Source organism: Cyclobacterium sp. SYSU L10401 (assembly GCF_010993705.1).
GTDB lineage: Bacteria > Bacteroidota > Bacteroidia > Cytophagales > Cyclobacteriaceae > Cyclobacterium.
Genome location: NZ_WOFO01000014.1, coordinates 91,875 through 107,971 on the forward strand (window position 1 = coordinate 91,875; position 16,097 = coordinate 107,971).

Consider the following 16,097-nt stretch of genomic DNA (forward strand, 5'->3'; position numbering starts at 1 on the left):
TTTAAAAAAACCACATAAGGGACATAAGGACATGGAAGGGGTTGCGATAATGCTTATGTATTCTTAAATGCCTTATTTGGTTTAAAAGAAACCACATAAGGAACATAAGGACATAGAAGGGGTTGCGATACTGCTTATGGGTACTTACATGCCTTATATGGTTAAAAAAAAACCACATAAGGGACATAAGGACATGGAAGGGGTTGCGATACTGCTTATGGGTACTTACATGCCTTATATGGTTTAAAGGGAACCACATAAGAAACATAAGGACATAGAAGGGGTTGCGATACTGCTTATGGGTACTTACATGCCTTATATGGTTTAAAGGGAACCACATAAGGAACAAAAGGACATGGAAGGGGTTGCGACACTGCTTATGTGTACTTATATGCCTTATATGGTTTAAAAGAAACCACATAAGAAACATAAGGACATAGAAGGGATTGCGATAATGCTTGTGTATTCTTACATGCCTTATATGGTTTAAAAAAAAGCCTACAGAAAAGCTTCTGTAGGCTGTTTATTGTATAATTAGGGATGGGTCAGGCGGCGTTTCTAGCCGCATTGATGATACCAAACATGGTTCGTAGAATCAGCTTCTGCAAAGCCGTATCTTCTTTGCCTTTTTCCAGAATGGTTTGTATCGCATATTGCTGAATGGTTATTAGCGGCAACACGATTTTTTCACGGATACCGATGGATTCCTTACTAAGAGGGCTATCCTCCAGCAGGCTGTTCATACCGGCTACTTTCAGGATTTTTTCGTAGGAAAGTTGGTACTCCCCGTACATTAGATCCCAAAATCCTCCAAATTGCTCGTCTTCTTTCAGGTAAGCCGTAGCTGGGTAAAAGGCTTTGGCCAGCGATTGCATGGAATTCCCCAGCAAGGACCGGAAAAACAAGGAGTCTTTGTACAGTTGCTGCACCTCTTTCAATTTTCCTCTTTTCTCCAATTCCTCAATGGCCTTTCCTACTCCGAAGAATCCGGGGATATTCTGCTTCATCTGCGCCCAGGCACCTACAAATGGAATGGCCCGCAGGTCTTCAAATTTCATGCTTCCACCTTTACTCCTTTTCACAGGCCGGGAGCCGATATTGGTCATACCGAAGAATTTCAGCGGAGTCACTTTTTCCAGGTAAGGGACAAACTGGGGATGATTTTTTAGTTCCTTATAGGCATTGTAACTGATATTTGCCATTTCTTCGATCAGCTCCTTCTGCGTTTCCGTCAGACTATTTTCGCTGGAAGGATACAAATGACTTTCCATTCCAGCACTCAGGAGTTGCTCCAGGTTATATGAGCAGCTTACCGGTTTGCCGTAATTGGCACTGATGGTTTGTCCCTGTATGGTGATCTGGATTTCCCGGTTTTCCACGTTTGGTCCCAGCGAGGCATAGAAATTATGAGTGTTTCCACCTCCTCGTGCAGGTGGTCCTCCCCTGCCGTCAAAGAAGACCACATCAATTCCTTCCTCTCTGGCCACAAGGGTCAATTCTTCTTTGGCGCGTAAAATGGACCAGTTGGCCCGGATGTATCCGCCATCTTTGGTGCCATCCGAAAAGCCCAGCATAATGGTCTGCTTATCCCCACGGTGCTTTAAATGATCCCTGTAAATTTTATTGTGGTATAAGGATCTCATCACACCCGGTGCAGCAGCCAGGTCATCGATGGTTTCAAATAGGGGAACGATATCCAAAAACAAATCCCCTCCTCTGGCAAGGAGCAGTTTATTAAGCTGGAACACCTCCATGATATGAAGCACGGATTGGTTATTGGAGATGATGTACCGGTGACAACCCATCGGTCCATTGCTTTTTTGTATGTAGGCGATGGATTCGATGCTCTGCAGCATTTCCCTGTGAAAAGGGTCTTCCAATGTATCCATGGCAGGTAAGGCGGACGTGCCGAGCACTTTTTGGATCTTGCTTTCCTCATCTCCTTCGTGGTAGGATTTCAAGCCTGATTCTCCCTCCTTTTCACCAATGATGGCATCCCATAAGCTGTCATGCTTTCTGCTGTCCTGCCGCACATCCATGCTGGCGAAATGGAAGCCAAAAACCCGCACTTTCAGGATAAACTCATCCAGCAATTCCAGCGAAAGTCCTCCATGGTCTTCGATGATCCCCTTTCTCGCCTGATAAAGCACCTCCAGCAGGTCGTCTTTGGAGTGGAACATTTCCCCGCCTCCGCTAAACAGGGTGTTGTAAATACCCCTTTCCGCCTTGATCAGGTGACTTTCCACATTGTGGAAGGTCAGCCTTCTTCTTACTTTTCGAATATCTCTGTAGTAACACTTCAAAATACTGTTTTGAAGCTTGTCGGCTACTTTTTTGGTAATGTCATGGGTCACATAGGGGTTTCCGTCCCGGTCTCCTCCCGGCCAAAATCCCACCTTCAGCAGGTTGGGGTTTTCCCAATCGTGCAGTGGAATATTCAATTGGTTAAGGATCCGAATCATGATATCCGAAATGCTCGGATAAAATACGTATTCTAAAAACCAGGTCAAACTTACAGCCTCTTCGTAGGGAGAGGGTTTTTCTTTATTAATAAAGGCCGTTTTTCCCAATTGCCTTAAAAGCAGGTCAATGTCGCCCAGGTCGTTTTTACGGATGGCCTGTTCCAAATCAGTAATGATTGCCAGCACATTTCCCGGGTAAAACTGAGTAGGATGAGCGGTAAGGGTTAGCCGAACGGAGAAGTTCTTTAGTTTTTCGATCAACTCCTCCCGCTTGTGATCGTTTTCGGCTCTGGAAATGAGCGCCGTCATGGTGCCTTTTCCCCTGATATCATTAAATTTTTCGTAAGCAGCATCCTCTATGGAATCAAACAACACCACCTGACGCTCAATGTATTGCACCATTTTGAAGAGCAGGTCGTGCCGGTCGGCTTCGGGTTTATCCGCCATCAGTTCCTCAAAAAACTGCTGTATAATTTCCTTTGGGGATTTGTTTTTCTGAAAGCCATTTTGACAAGCCTCAGATAAGATGGGTAACAGGGTACCCGTTCGGTATATTTGGTCAAAGGGAAGGTCTAAAAACAGACTGTTATAGATCGTAAAGCGCTTAGCAACTTCAGTCTCGTAAATGTTTGCCATGGTAAATGGGATTAATTTTAATCTTTCGAATTACTCAAAAATGCACATTTTTTTCTTTCTATACACCTATATCATCTTAAATTTTACACGGACAAAAGGGTTTTTTATTTATTTTACTTACAATCAGGATATTACTCCACCTTCTCTCGGGCCGAACTTAGAATCACATGCCAGTAGGCTGTCCTATCCAAGATTTTTTGTATTTTAGGCTTTCGAAAATCAACCTCCATAAACCAGCGCTGATGTTAACCGCAGTAATCTCGGGATTTATTTTTGCTTTACTCATACCTATTATCCTCGGTCGGCTAAAATCCATTTCAACGCTATGGGTGGCATTGTTGCCCTTAACCCTATTTATATACTTCCTTTCCAAAATTCCGGAAATACTAGCTGGCAATCCCATAAAAACCAGTTACCAATGGGTCCCTTCCCTGGGAATCAATCTGGATTTCTACCTTGACGGTTTGTCCCTGTTGTTTGTTTTACTGATCAGTGGGGTAGGCACCTTGGTTTTTGTCTATACTTCTGCCTACCTGAAGGGCCACCACTACCTGGATCGGTTTTATGCTTACTTGTCTTTATTCATGGCTTCCATGCTGGGGCTGGTCCTTTCTGACAATATCTACACCCTTTTCTTATTTTGGGAGCTGACCAGTATCAGTTCCTTTTTTCTGATCGGATTTAATAACGATAAGGAGGATTCCCGAAAATCGGCCCTGACGGCGTTGGCTATTACCGGTTTCGGAGGCTTGTTTCTATTGGCCGCCATGGTCGGATTGGGACAAATAACCGATGCCTACCAGATTTCGGCTATGGCTCCAATGGCTGATGCCATCAAAGACCATTCATTGTACGGTTGGGTCTTATTCTTTTTATTTATTGCGGCCTTTACCAAATCCGCCCAATTCCCCTTTCACTTTTGGTTACCGGGAGCCATGAAGGCTCCTACTCCCGTTTCGACCTACCTGCACTCTGCCACCATGGTAAAGGCCGGTGTCTACCTTTTGGCGCGATTTACCCCCGTTTTAGGGAATCACGAATGGTGGAACGGAACGTTGATCATCGTAGGAGCGCTTACCATGGTATATGCCGCCATCCATGCCCTGTTCCGAATTGATTTAAAAGGAATTCTTGCTTACTCGACCATTTCTGCGCTGGGAATACTGGTTTTTCTCATCGGACTGGGTTCCCCCGACGCCCTACTAGCTGCCTCGGTTTTTATCTTGGTTCATGCGCTTTACAAAGCCACCCTATTCCTCGTCACGGGCATTATAGATCACGAGACCGGCACCCGGGATGTGACGCAGCTAGGGGGCTTGAATAAGGTCATGCTGCCTGTAGGAATCGCCGCCATGCTGGCAGCTATCTCCAATGCGGGGATTCCCCCCTCCTTTGGATTTGTAGGAAAGGATCTGATTTACGAAGCGACACTGGGGATGGGAGATTTGGCCTGGCTCTTAACCTGCCTGGCCATCCTTACCAATGTGGCCTTGTTGGTGGCTGGTTTTGTAGCGGGCATAAAACCATTTATAGGCAAACTGCCTGAAAAATTTAAAAATGTTCACCTGCCAGCCCCTTCCATGTATGTTCCGCCCTTGATCCTGGCTGGCCTGGGTATCCTTTTCGGACTATTTCCGGGGGTATTGGAAGGAGGGTTAATCAAGCCAGCAGTGAGTAGCCTCACGGGTGCTCGTCCCGATTTCCATTTGCAGTTGTGGCACGGTTTCAATTTGATCTTTCTTCTGAGTCTGATCACCATCGGATCGGGAACGGTACTGTATTTCCTATTGAAACCTTCCGAGAGCCTGCTGAAAAAAGTAACCGCTTTCGATCGGTTTTCTCCGCAATCCCTCATCATGGGCATATCCCGGGGATTTGCGCTCGCGGGAAAAGGATGGACGGGTTTTTTCCAAAACGGGTATTTGCGCTATTACCTGATCACCATTCTTGGTTTTCTTTCACTTTTGCTAGCCTACCGCTTATTTATAGGAGTGGAATTGCTGATCAATACGGATGTAATGACCGAAGTCACCTTCTACGAGGCGGTGGTTTTGCTGGTCATGGCCGTCGCCATATTATTTACGGTTTTCTCCAAATCCAGGTTGGCAGCCGTCGCTTCACTGGGAGTGGTAGGGTATTCCTTCTGCCTGATTTTCCTGTTCTATTCAGCACCGGATTTGGCCATGACTCAATTTTCCATCGATACCCTGACGGTCATTTTATTTGTTCTGGTCCTTTATAATTTACCCAAATACCTAAAGCTATCCGATACCCGGGTACGGATTCGGGATGGATTATTATCACTCATCTTTGGTGCCCTGATTAGTATATTGGCTCTGGAAGTGATGAGTGAATCCCTGAGCAAGAAAACGACTGAATATTACGCGGAAAACGCCTACCTTCTGGGCAAGGGTAAAAATGTTGTAAACGTCATACTGGTCGACTTCCGGGGATTTGATACCATAGTAGAAATCACCGTTCTGGCCATCGCTGCAATCGGCGTTTTTGGCCTATTGAAATTGCACCTTAGAAGTACCGAAAAAGAATAACCTATGAAGACAATCATATTCAAATCTGCTTCCGTCTACCTGCTTCCGCTGTTATTACTCTTTTCAGTATTTATTCTGCTTCGGGGCCATTACCTTCCAGGGGGGGGATTTGTTGGCGGGTTGATGGCTTCCATTGCTTTTGTGATCCATTCCTTTGCCAACGGAGTCGAAAACACGAAAAATATCGTGAAATTCCATCCCGGATTTTTGATGCCGGTTGGTTTGGCACTGGCTCTGCTGGCAGGCAGCCTGCCTTTATTTACAGGCGAAACCTTTATGACCGGCCTGTGGATGGATCAGCCCGTTCCGGTTATCGGTACGGTCGGCACGGCCTTGTTTTTTGACACAGGCGTGTATCTGGTAGTGATCGGGGTCACCCTCACCATTATTTTCACCATATCTGAAGGGCTTTAAGTATGGAACTATTATTGGTAATTATCATAGGTTTATTATATGCCGCCGGTATCTACATGATGCTGAGGCGCAGCTTGGTTAAATTAATTATTGGGTTGATTTTGCTAGGTAACGGTGCCAACTTACTCATCTTTTTACTGGGAAAGATCGTGAAGGGAGAGCCCCCTATCATAGGCCCAAACGAGAAGATGTTGGGTGAAATCTATGCAGACCCGGTACCTCAGGCACTCATTCTGACGGCCATTGTTATCAGTTTTGGCCTGCAGGCTTTTGCCATTATTTTGATAAAAAGGGCCTATAAAGTAGTAAAAACAGACGATCTGGACGAAATGTACGCAACCGACGAAGATTTATGAGCAACCCCTATATTGTTTTACCGGTCATTTTCCAGCTTTTTGTTGCCGTAACATTGATGTTTTCCTGGACCAACAAAAACCTGCAAAAGCTGATTTCTGTCGTTGGGTCTCTTATTGCCTTACTGATCAGTATTTCGCTTTTGATAAAAGTCAATCAGGAGGGAATCCAGACCATGCAGGCGGGCGGTTGGATCGCTCCTTTTGGGATCACCTTTGTAGCCGATACCTTTAGTGCCTTGTTGGTTTTACTCACCGCTATCTCCGGTCTTGCGGTAAGTGTATTTTCCGTCGGCAGCATCCGCAATGCGCGGGTCAGGTTCGGTTATTTCCCAATCCTGCATTTATTAATTATGGGACTCAGTGGTGCCTTCCTCACAGGAGATATTTTCAACCTGTATGTATGGTTTGAAATCATCATCATTTCTTCCTTTGTGCTGATCACCATTGGTGGGGAGAAAGCACAGTTAGAAGGGGCTATCAAATATGTGGCCATGAACCTGTTGGCCTCGGTGGTTTTTCTCACGGCAATTGCTATCCTCTATGGGCTAACCGGAAGTCTCAACATGGCCGATCTTTCACTACAAGTGGCAAAGGTAGAAAACCGCGGATTGGTAAACGTAACCGCTATCTTATTCCTGGTAGGTTTTGGAATCAAATCGGCCGTTTTCCCCCTCTATTTTTGGCTACCGGCGTCCTATCACACGCCACCACCGGCTATATCGGCTATTTTCGGAGGCTTGCTTACAAAAGTAGGGGTGTATGCCATGCTGCGGGTGTTTACGCTGATATTTGTCCCAGACACGTTTCTTACCACTGTCATTACCGTTATGGCCATGCTGACCATTTTCTCGGGAGGAGTCGGTGCCTTGATGCAAAATAATATCCGAAAAGTATTCAGCTACCTGATTATCTGTCATATCGGATTTATGTTGGCCGGTCTTGGTATATACAGTACCCTTGCCCTGGCAGGAGCCGTATTTTATCTGGTTCATGACATTGTGGTTAAAACCAATTTATTCATGGTTAGCGGTTTGATTTTCAAAATCAAGGGCACCTATTCCATGCGGCTACTAGGTGGCTTTTACAAAGAACAGCCACTGATGAGTCTTCTGATGGCCATTCCGTTGTTTTCGTTGGTTGGTATTCCTCCCCTATCCGGATTCTGGGGGAAGCTCTTGCTCATCCAGGGTGCCATGGACTCGTCCAATATTTTATTGATTGGCTTCATACTATTGGGAAGTTTCCTTACCTTATTCATCATTGCCAAACTATGGTCGGAGGTGTTCTGGAAAGATCCGCAGATATTGCCCAAGAAAGAGCATATCAAATACTTTGATGAGTTAAAACCCCTTAAAAAGCGAGCGATGCTGGCTTCGGTGGTTTTTCTATCCATCCTTTCTTTGGGAATAGGTTTCGGGGCGGAGTGGGTCATGCGAATAGCAATGACCGTCGCCGAGAATCTGATGGATCCATCTGCCTACATACAAGCCGTTTTAGGAACTTAAATCGCACTAAAAATGATAAAAACCAGATTTCTCAGCAATCTACTTCTTTCCTTTATCTGGCTGGCGGTCACGGGTACTTTTTCATTCGTGAATTTTGTATTTGGGTTTTTATTGAGTTTTTTCCTGCTGTGGCTGATATCCAGAAACAGTGGGGAAAACAAGTATTTTCACAGGGGGCCCAAATTGATTGCTTTTATTTTCTTTTTCCTTTACGAGTTGATAAAGGCCAACCTTCAGGTAGCCTATGACGTGGTGACACCCAGCTATTATATGAAACCGGGGATTATCAAAATACCACTTACGGCTAAGTCGGATTTAGAAATCACCTTATTGGCCAATTTGATTACACTGACACCCGGAACCCTAAGCCTGGACGTGTCAGATGACCGCAAAGTATTATACGTGCATGCGATGTACGTAAACGACAAGGAAGAATTTGTCGCTGGCATTAAAAATGGATTTGAACGGAAGTTATTAGAGATATTGAGATGAGTGTAAACGACTATTTATACCTGGTGATACTGCCCATTCTCGCTGCATCCACCATGTTGATATTTATCAGATTTATCATGGGCCCTACCCTTTCTGACCGGGTGGTTTCCCTTGACTTGCTACTGACTACCGGAATCGGGATCATTACCATTTACAGTATTCATACCAATCAGCCCGCGTTTTTGGATATTGCGATGATCATGGCGCTGATTGCCTTTTTAGGTACCGTAGCCTTTTCCTATTATTTAGAAAAAAGAGAAAAAAATGAGTGATTATTGGATCATAGGTTTGAGTTCCCTGGGTGCCTTGTTTATCCTTCTGGCGGCCATTGGCGTGGTTCGAATGCCCGACCTTTACCTGAGAATTTCAGTTACCACCAAGGCAGCCACCCTTGGGATTGGCTTATTACTCATCGCCGCCGGTGTTTATTTCAACGAATTCGGGATTTACTCCCGGGTGATGGCCATTATCTTATTTATGCTGCTCACTGCCCCGGTAGGAGCGCATATGATTGGCAGGGCCTCCTATTTTACAGGAGTTAAATTATGGTCCCGGTCAAAACTGGATGACCTCGAGGGAAAATACCACCCCAAAACCCATGAACTTGCCAGTGAAAACGACCCTAAACGAGATGAAAATAAATAAATTCATACCTGCCGTATTAATGGTCATGGCCTGCGGGCAATCAGCAAATCAGCAAACAGAAATGACAACCAATGACATGTCTGAATCCTATATGTTTTTACTTGGAACTTATACTTCTACTCCCGAACAAGGCATTCACCTGCTTGAATTCGAACCGGAAAAGGGCTTTAATTTGCTTGCCTCAGCTTCTGAGCCGGAAAACCCCTCTTTTGTTATTCCGAACAACAAGCAAAACCTTGTTTTTGCAGTAGAGGAAACCGGAGGGGACGACGGAGGAAAGGTCAGCTCCTTTCATTTGAATAAGGGGGCTTTATCCAAAATCAATACCGTATCTGCTGAAGGTGATGCCCCCTGCTACCTGAGCCTGGATCCCTCTGAAAAATTTATTGTAGCAGCCAACTATTCCTCAGGCAACTTTGCAGTGATTCCTGTAGGGTCAGATGGTAGATTGCAAGCTGCCGTACAGGTGATCTCCCACGAAGGGAGTAGCGTTAACCCCAATCGCCAAAAGCAGCCACACGTACATGCTGCAGTTTTTCATCCCCATGATGGCCGGCTGTTAGTAGCTGACCTGGGGACAGATGAAGTGGTGGTTTACAATTTTGATCCCGACGAGGAAAAGCCATTGGTGACAGCTCCTCATTTTAAGTTAAAGGTAAACGCCGGTGCCGGTCCCAGACACATGGTATTTGACGCTGCCGGTGAAATGTTATACCTGATCCATGAGATTACTGCAGAAATCGGGGCATACCGCTACCAGGGTGGGATTTTGGAACACCTGGAGACCCATAGCCTGCTGACAAGTGATTTTAACGGATCTGTAGGGGCAGCTGAAATCAGGCTTAGCCCGGATGGAAAATTTCTTTATGCCTCCAATAGAGGAGAAGCCAATGAAATCATTGTCTTTCAAATAAGTGATCAGGGAAAGCTGAATCATATCCAAACCCTATCCTCGGGGGGCAATACACCCCGCAATTTCAACTTAACTCCTGATGGAAAATTTGTATTGGTAGCCAATCAAAACTCCAATTCTTTATTGGCATTTGAAAGGAATCCGGAAAATGGCACTTTAAATCCCACAGACCACCGGATTGAAATACATAAACCCGTCTATATAAACTTTCTACCATAAAAACGGGAATCAGGGAGAACATGTCCCGGAATCAATTCTTTTCTTTTATATTGCGCCAATTTTCAAATTTACCAAAAGAAAAATAATAAAAAATGGCAGCACCCAGTGAGCTGAATTACAAAAGCCTATTGAATAGAAGAGAAACTGAAAGAGCCATAGACCTGATTAAAACCCGGTTTCCGGTCATGATGTCTGAAAGGCTGAACCTGTTTAAAATATCCTGCCCCCTGGCTATCATGGACGGCACTGGGATCAATGATGACCTCAATGGTATAGAAAGACCTGTCAGGTTTCCCATTAAAAATCAATCGGATGCTTCTGCCGTAGTCGTTCAGTCTCTCGCCAAATGGAAAAGATGGCAACTGGCTGAACTGGAAGCCAGCGAGGGTGAAGGTATTTTAACGGATATGCGCGCCCTTAGACCTGATGAAGACTACTCCCCTCTACATTCCTTGTATGTAGACCAATGGGACTGGGAACAAAAAATAGCAGCCTCACATAGAAACCTGGAATACCTGAAAACAACGGTAGAAAGTATTTATGGAATTTTTAAGGAGCTGGAGAATTCTATCCATGCCACCTTTCCAGACATTCTACCTATCCTTCCGGAACAAATTACCTTTATCCAGGCAGAAAAACTCCTGCAGCAATACCCTGGTTTAACTCCCAAAGAAAGGGAATATCAGGCCTGCAAAACATTTGGAGCCGTCTTCCTCATTGGTATTGGAGATGTCCTGAGTAATGGAGAAAAACACGATAGCAGGGCTCCTGATTATGATGACTGGAGCAGTTACAATTCCGAAGGCCATAAAGGTCTGAATGGAGACATCCTGGTCTGGAATCCCCTATTGGAAAACTCATTTGAACTATCCTCTATGGGAATACGGGTAGATGCTGCTACCCTGGAAAGGCAATTGAAAATTTCGGGAGAGGAAGAAAGAAAAAACCTTTTCTTTCATAAAAAATTATTGAATGGAGAATTGCCACAAAGTATCGGAGGAGGCATTGGGCAATCCAGGACCTGCATGTTTCTTTTAAGAAAAAAACACATCGGTGAAGTACAATCGGGAATATGGCCGGCAGATGAAGCGAAAAAATGCCGAGACCAGGGAATCGATTTAATGAAATAAAAACGAATTAAAATTATAATAATAGAAAATACTCCTTGTTTAATTAAAGTCACTTTTCAAGAAGTCTTTATAATTTAAAAAATAATTTTAATAACTGTTTTATTTGTAAAAAGTTTCATTACCTTTACTGCCATTAATACAATCAATTAATTACAATTATGAACACAGGAAAAGTAAAATTTTTTAATGAATCCAAAGGATTCGGTTTTATCATTGATGACGAATCATCAAAAGAGTATTTTGTGCATGTCTCTGGACTTATTGACGAAATCAGAGAAGACGATGATGTATCCTTCGATCTTAAAGAAGGAAGAAAAGGTCTGAATGCAGTGAATGTGAAGGTAGTAAACGCATAACATAACATTGACATCAGTAGTAGAAAGCAACCCTCTTGGGTTGCTTTTTTTTTGCGTTAATTTATTTCAACTGCCCTGAATATCTAGTCTTCCTGACTGTAGTTTTCCCTTAATGGTTATTTCAGCCCCCCGGTCAATATACAAATCCTCACTGCTGGACCGGTCTCCTATACTCAGTCTTCCGCTACCTACTTTAAAATCGAAATTGTATTGGTTGAGGTCTGCATCGGCTTCAATCTTCATGTAGCCGGAGGAGGCCGATAATTGGGTTTCCCTGCCCAATCCACAGTTCTCTGCAGATAGCATTCCTGAAGAAACAGAAACTTCTCCCAGCTTTTGCACCCTCGCTATATCGGCTTTACCTGAACTCATTTCACCACTGACCAGTCCATTCACATCAGAAATTTTTACCAGACCACTTGAGCCTTTAAATGTCACATTTCCATCCATTCCCTGGACAGCGCCCATTCCCGAGGATAACTCCAGATTCAAATTTCCGCGAATGTTTGCCAAATCGGCTTTACCAGAAGAAATCTTCACCATCAGATTGGGAGAATCCAGATCATTTGCTTCAATTTTTCCCGAACTCCCCCTTAAGGTTATGAAGTCGTGCTTTACATTGCTGACCTCCATTTTTCCGGATGAACTATTCATTTCCAAGGCCATCTCCGAGGGACCTGTCAAACTGATAAACCCTTTAACCCTATTGCCAAAGAAAAAGGAGAAATCGATATCGGGGTCAAAATCAACTATCAACTCGTCTCCGGACCTATTGAAAACTACCCCCTCCAAATCAGGGTCAGAGGAGCTTATGTAAGCACTCAGGTAAACCTTATCGGTATCTTCTCCTCCTGTGTAACTCAACTCCAGAGCTCCCCCATTAACCCTGATTTTATTGATTCCTTCAAAGGAAGTCTCCAGGTCGGATATGGTTTCCATGGGCATGGGATTACAAGCCATTAGAAAACTGGCAATCCCCAGACAGCAAAAGATTAAATAATTGCTATTCATTTTTATTTTCCTGTTTAAGGTCATTACTTATAGACATTAATGATAGCGTTTCATGGGCTATTTTAATGTTGAATTCATAAGCAAGGCTTTTGTAATTGACCAAATCCACAATGGTTCCGATAAAACACAAACCCACCGTCAACAAATAAAGAATACCAAGACCTATCTGACCCAAAATAAACCGGTGTAACCCTGCAAATCCAAAAAAACCAATCAGGGTCAGGATCAGGATCATCTGGCTGTCTTTTCTGCGGGCACGGTATACCTGAGAAAAAAGTCCTGCTTGTTCTTCATTCATGTCTTTCAAAATTCCCTGAATGTATCCCAATTCCATTCCTTCTAATTCAGGTAAGTGTTTCAATACGTTTGCCATAATTTTCTCTGTTTTTTTATATGAAGTATCAATTCAATCAAACGCCAAAGAATGACGAACAGGGCAAATCCTCCCAAGGGGTGTAATTCCCAGGAAACCTGAAACTGTCCATGCATCAAATGGTGTATTGACCTGCCTAACCCACATCCGGGACACCAGGAAAAGCCCAGGTTATCCAACGGACAGAGGCTGAAATGGTGACCTACCGAACTTCCAAAAAAATAAATTCCCAGAAGTGCCAGGGTCCATGTCATCAATTCCGAAAGTCCGGATGTAAATGCTTGCATGACAGTAAACATACGAAATGAATGCCATTAATAAAAAGTGCCCTACTGCCCACTCAGGGCCTTTTGTTAAAGAATATTGTACGCTTACACAACATTTTATGTCCGTTTATGAACATCTTCCCAGGCAACCCATTGCCAGCTTCAGAAGGTTGTTGACTTGAAAACGGGAAGGTTGATGGCAACTTCAGTCCCCAGTGACTTCTGGGTGTTGGTCATAAATTCCCTGTAGATCCTGCTAAATTTTGGGTTTCCAGAGCCCTGATTAAAAAGCCTGAAATTATGGATGTTCCTTAATAGCACTTCCGGCAATTTTGGCGAAGATTTAAGTTCCAAAATACCACTCACTTCCTTTCCCAAGTAATATTGTAAAATATTCTCCAAAAATGGAGACAACTCCGGGCGAACCAGGTTTTGCCGGTAAAACCCCAATAGGGAATGAAGTAATAATTTTCCGGCCTGAGATGACTTCAAATGCCTTTTCCTGATCATCCTCTCCAACTCAAAAGCTTCTTTATTAGATCCAGGCCAAAATCGGGAATCTATCCCCAGGTAATGACCTATCAAACCCCAATACGATAAAAGCATTTCCCGTTCCTCAGAAGAGACAGCAGTATTTGACCTTTGCATCCCCCTACTAATAAGTAAACTAAATGTAAGGTTTGTAGATAATAAATCCTCCTGATTGATAGGCTGACCCCAGGCCGGATCCCAATCTCTGGCATGTTTCTTTATATAGAACCTGGATAGGGCATGGATCAACCGGACCTTGGACAAGACCAATAATATCCTCTTATCGGCTACAAATGCTTCGGGCCGGTAACACTCCAAAACAAAAAGCGCAGTTTCTGCCAGCCGCTTTCCGGGATTCTCAACAATTTTTTTTGACCTTACCAATACTTCTGCCCCGTCCCCAAAGGCATAAGTATATGGCAGGGAATAAAACCCCAGCAGGGATAAAATTAATCCGGAATGCTTTTCAAAAAAAAATTGCGTTTGCTTAATGAATGGAGCTTCTCCATGTGGATGCTCCCCAAGAAAAAAATCGAAATAACTACAAAGTGCAGGCGGAAATTCTTTCGGTAAGTTCTCTGGAATTACCTTCCAGGAATTGATAGTGTAGGACAAATCTTTGTTTGACATCAACGCCTGAACTGCTGTATCGGCAAGCTCATCCTCAAGTTTTCGAAGTTGATTTAAATGTTTATCTGTGTATAAATCTAATTTTCCCACTGAGAATATAACAAGTATTTTGTAAATTGGTTTTAAATTAAATTTAAACCAGCTTTTTTTATGCCTTTTTGTCAGATCAAAAAATTTCCTGTCCCAATTTTCCTTGTTTTATTTCTAATTTTCCTGTCAGCAAATTTCAATAGAAGCCTTGCCCAGGAAAACACTGATTTATTCTTGGTGGATACCAAAAATAATTTACTGGGTTTTAAGATTTTCTCGAGAACTGCCGAGAAGATAACCAACAATGAACTTTACGATAACCAGCCTAAGTTTATCAATGATTTACAATTGGTTTTTTCATCTGAGGACCCATCAGGGAACTTTGATATCATCATGTACAACTGGGAAAGTGGAAAATTCTCCAACATGACCCGTACAAAAAATAAAAGTGAATTTTCGCCAGACTTGACCAACTGCGGGCAATACATATCTGCCATTACGGTAGAGGAGGACAGTAGCCAAAGGCTTTGGTTATACCCCATTAATATGGGTGAACCAGAACTACTCTACGATGATATTGAGCCAGTGGGTTACTATGGGTGGCATGAAGATGTAGCAGCCCTATTTGTTATTGGTGAACCCAATCGCCTGGTCTACCCATACAGCAGGGAGGATATCCATGAAATAGCCGTTAATCCAGGGCGATCCATCCAACAAAGGCCAAAGACCGGGGAAATAGTGTTTCTGGATAAAAACAATAATATTGTAGCGGATGGCAAAACCACCTACGAATTAAAAGCCTATGACATAGAAAAAAGGGAAACATCCAGCCTTGGCCTTGCTTTGGGAGGATCGGACGATTTTTGTTGGGTAGATAAGAACAAGCTGCTGATGGCCCGGGGAAATGAATTGTATTTGAGGAAGGTAAATAAGAGCATTCAATGGGAGAAAATAGCTACCTTCAACATTCCTGGTTATGGGAATATCAGCCGAATATCCATCAGTCCGGACAACAAAAAACTTGCCCTTACCTTTGAGCAATTGGAATGAATGAACGGTATGGCATTCAGTATTGGCCTATTTTTAAAAAAAGGTAACCACATAAGGCATAGAAGAACATATAAGGGGTTTTTGCATTGATCCTCAAATTAAATCTGTGCTATCTGTGGTGTCTTTCGGATCCCTTCCCTAAATACTGTCTGTGCAAATCTGTGTAATCTGTGGTGAACATTTCCTTTGCTTTGGGGTAAGGTAATAGGGTATAAAAAAAGCCCTTGTGGATGAACCAAAGGGCTTTTGAATAAATGAGGCGGCGACCTACTCTCCCGGGTGTAACCCCAGTACCATCGGCGCTGCAGGGCTTAACTTCTCTGTTCGGGATGGGAAGAGGTGGGTCCCCTGCGCCGGGCCGCCTATGTCTTTACGGTGCCCTATGGGCTGACCGTGAATCTCTTGTGTTCTTTGTTGACAGTGTCTCGCAGAAAATGCAATGCTTCAAAGGTGTTCAAGTTTTCGGGCTATTAGTACTGCTCAGCTTTGCCATCTCTGGCTTTACACCTGCAGCCTATCAACGTCATCG

Annotated in this window: 16 protein-coding genes and 1 rRNA gene; 11 read left to right on the forward strand and 6 right to left on the reverse strand. The window is 43.7% G+C overall.

Going from position 1 to position 16,097, the window contains the following annotated elements; translation table 11 throughout:
- Nucleotides 1-545: 545 nt before the first annotated feature.
- Complete coding sequence (locus GL182_RS22610; RefSeq protein ID WP_163382079.1) at nt 546-3,098, reverse strand: phosphoenolpyruvate carboxylase; 2,553 nt, start codon at nt 3,096-3,098, stop codon at nt 546-548.
- 242 nt (nt 3,099-3,340) lie between these two features.
- Between GL182_RS22610 and GL182_RS22615 the strand changes: the two genes are divergently transcribed.
- From GL182_RS22615 to GL182_RS22660, 10 genes are all read left to right on the forward strand, one after another.
- Nucleotides 3,341-5,647: a putative monovalent cation/H+ antiporter subunit A gene (locus GL182_RS22615; RefSeq protein WP_163382080.1), complete on the forward strand. Its 2,307-nt coding sequence runs from the start codon at nt 3,341-3,343 to the stop codon at nt 5,645-5,647.
- A 3-nt stretch (nt 5,648-5,650) separates the two neighbouring features.
- On the forward strand, nt 5,651-6,061 hold the full coding sequence (locus GL182_RS22620; RefSeq protein WP_162344291.1) for a Na+/H+ antiporter subunit B: 411 nt from the start codon (nt 5,651-5,653) through the stop codon (nt 6,059-6,061).
- 2 nt (nt 6,062-6,063) lie between these two features.
- On the forward strand, nt 6,064-6,417 hold the full coding sequence (locus GL182_RS22625) for a Na+/H+ antiporter subunit C (protein ID WP_162344292.1): 354 nt from the start codon (nt 6,064-6,066) through the stop codon (nt 6,415-6,417).
- Complete coding sequence (locus GL182_RS22630) at nt 6,414-7,922, forward strand: proton-conducting transporter membrane subunit (protein WP_162344293.1); 1,509 nt, start codon at nt 6,414-6,416, stop codon at nt 7,920-7,922. The genes GL182_RS22625 and GL182_RS22630 overlap by 4 nt, the downstream gene beginning before the upstream one ends.
- Nucleotides 7,923-7,934: 12 nt before the next feature.
- Nucleotides 7,935-8,414, forward strand: coding sequence for a Na+/H+ antiporter subunit E (locus tag GL182_RS22635; RefSeq protein WP_202928166.1), 480 nt, complete (start codon nt 7,935-7,937; stop codon nt 8,412-8,414).
- On the forward strand, nt 8,411-8,686 hold the full coding sequence (locus GL182_RS22640) for a cation:proton antiporter (RefSeq protein WP_163382082.1): 276 nt from the start codon (nt 8,411-8,413) through the stop codon (nt 8,684-8,686). Before GL182_RS22635 ends, GL182_RS22640 begins: the two co-directional genes overlap by 4 nt.
- Complete coding sequence (mnhG, locus tag GL182_RS22645) at nt 8,679-9,059, forward strand: monovalent cation/H(+) antiporter subunit G (protein WP_163382083.1); 381 nt, start codon at nt 8,679-8,681, stop codon at nt 9,057-9,059. Before GL182_RS22640 ends, mnhG begins: the two co-directional genes overlap by 8 nt.
- Entirely contained in the window at nt 9,046-10,191 is a 1,146-nt protein-coding gene (locus tag GL182_RS22650) for a lactonase family protein (RefSeq protein WP_163382085.1), read from the forward strand. Before mnhG ends, GL182_RS22650 begins: the two co-directional genes overlap by 14 nt.
- A 92-nt stretch (nt 10,192-10,283) precedes the next feature.
- Nucleotides 10,284-11,321 (forward strand): aspartate--ammonia ligase, encoded by a 1,038-nt coding sequence (asnA, locus tag GL182_RS22655; RefSeq protein WP_163382086.1) that lies wholly within the window; start codon nt 10,284-10,286, stop codon nt 11,319-11,321.
- 158 nt (nt 11,322-11,479) lie between these two features.
- Complete coding sequence (locus tag GL182_RS22660; protein WP_014020889.1) at nt 11,480-11,677, forward strand: cold-shock protein; 198 nt, start codon at nt 11,480-11,482, stop codon at nt 11,675-11,677.
- A 66-nt stretch (nt 11,678-11,743) separates the two neighbouring features.
- Here GL182_RS22660 and GL182_RS22665 read toward each other — a convergent pair whose 3' ends face one another.
- From GL182_RS22665 to GL182_RS22680, 4 genes are all read right to left on the reverse strand, one after another.
- On the reverse strand, nt 11,744-12,688 hold the full coding sequence (locus GL182_RS22665) for a DUF4097 family beta strand repeat-containing protein (RefSeq protein WP_163382088.1): 945 nt from the start codon (nt 12,686-12,688) through the stop codon (nt 11,744-11,746).
- Nucleotides 12,681-13,061: a TM2 domain-containing protein gene (locus GL182_RS22670; protein ID WP_163382090.1), complete on the reverse strand. Its 381-nt coding sequence runs from the start codon at nt 13,059-13,061 to the stop codon at nt 12,681-12,683. Before GL182_RS22670 ends, GL182_RS22665 begins: the two co-directional genes overlap by 8 nt.
- A complete protein-coding gene (locus GL182_RS22675; RefSeq protein ID WP_163382092.1) occupies nt 13,046-13,348 on the reverse strand; it encodes a DUF2752 domain-containing protein in 303 nt (100 codons plus the stop codon). The genes GL182_RS22670 and GL182_RS22675 overlap by 16 nt, the downstream gene beginning before the upstream one ends.
- Nucleotides 13,349-13,489: 141 nt before the next feature.
- A complete protein-coding gene (locus GL182_RS22680) occupies nt 13,490-14,578 on the reverse strand; it encodes an oxygenase MpaB family protein (RefSeq protein ID WP_163382094.1) in 1,089 nt (362 codons plus the stop codon).
- A 177-nt stretch (nt 14,579-14,755) separates the two neighbouring features.
- Here GL182_RS22680 and GL182_RS22685 point away from each other — a divergent pair, with 177 nt between their 5' ends.
- Entirely contained in the window at nt 14,756-15,568 is an 813-nt protein-coding gene (locus tag GL182_RS22685) for a hypothetical protein (protein WP_240469936.1), read from the forward strand.
- A 254-nt stretch (nt 15,569-15,822) separates the two neighbouring features.
- Here the strand turns inward: GL182_RS22685 and rrf are convergent.
- Nucleotides 15,823-15,934: ribosomal RNA gene (rrf, locus tag GL182_RS22690) — 5S ribosomal RNA — on the reverse strand.
- Nucleotides 15,935-16,097 lie beyond the last annotated feature (163 nt).

What these genes read in the sequence shown, in the direction of transcription:
- GL182_RS22610 (WP_163382079.1), bottom strand. Translation starts at nt 3,098, where the DNA reads ATGGCAAACATTTACGAGACTGAAGTTGCTAAGCGCTTTACGATCTAT.
- GL182_RS22615 (WP_163382080.1), top strand. Translation starts at nt 3,341, where the DNA reads ATGTTAACCGCAGTAATCTCGGGATTTATTTTTGCTTTACTCATACCT.
- GL182_RS22620 (WP_162344291.1), top strand. Translation starts at nt 5,651, where the DNA reads ATGAAGACAATCATATTCAAATCTGCTTCCGTCTACCTGCTTCCGCTG.
- GL182_RS22625 (WP_162344292.1), top strand. Translation starts at nt 6,064, where the DNA reads ATGGAACTATTATTGGTAATTATCATAGGTTTATTATATGCCGCCGGT.
- GL182_RS22630 (WP_162344293.1), top strand. Translation starts at nt 6,414, where the DNA reads ATGAGCAACCCCTATATTGTTTTACCGGTCATTTTCCAGCTTTTTGTT.
- GL182_RS22635 (WP_202928166.1), top strand. Translation starts at nt 7,935, where the DNA reads ATGATAAAAACCAGATTTCTCAGCAATCTACTTCTTTCCTTTATCTGG.
- GL182_RS22640 (WP_163382082.1), top strand. Translation starts at nt 8,411, where the DNA reads ATGAGTGTAAACGACTATTTATACCTGGTGATACTGCCCATTCTCGCT.
- mnhG (WP_163382083.1), top strand. Translation starts at nt 8,679, where the DNA reads ATGAGTGATTATTGGATCATAGGTTTGAGTTCCCTGGGTGCCTTGTTT.
- GL182_RS22650 (WP_163382085.1), top strand. Translation starts at nt 9,046, where the DNA reads ATGAAAATAAATAAATTCATACCTGCCGTATTAATGGTCATGGCCTGC.
- asnA (WP_163382086.1), top strand. Translation starts at nt 10,284, where the DNA reads ATGGCAGCACCCAGTGAGCTGAATTACAAAAGCCTATTGAATAGAAGA.
- GL182_RS22660 (WP_014020889.1), top strand. Translation starts at nt 11,480, where the DNA reads ATGAACACAGGAAAAGTAAAATTTTTTAATGAATCCAAAGGATTCGGT.
- GL182_RS22665 (WP_163382088.1), bottom strand. Translation starts at nt 12,688, where the DNA reads ATGAATAGCAATTATTTAATCTTTTGCTGTCTGGGGATTGCCAGTTTT.
- GL182_RS22670 (WP_163382090.1), bottom strand. Translation starts at nt 13,061, where the DNA reads ATGGCAAACGTATTGAAACACTTACCTGAATTAGAAGGAATGGAATTG.
- GL182_RS22675 (WP_163382092.1), bottom strand. Translation starts at nt 13,348, where the DNA reads ATGCAAGCATTTACATCCGGACTTTCGGAATTGATGACATGGACCCTG.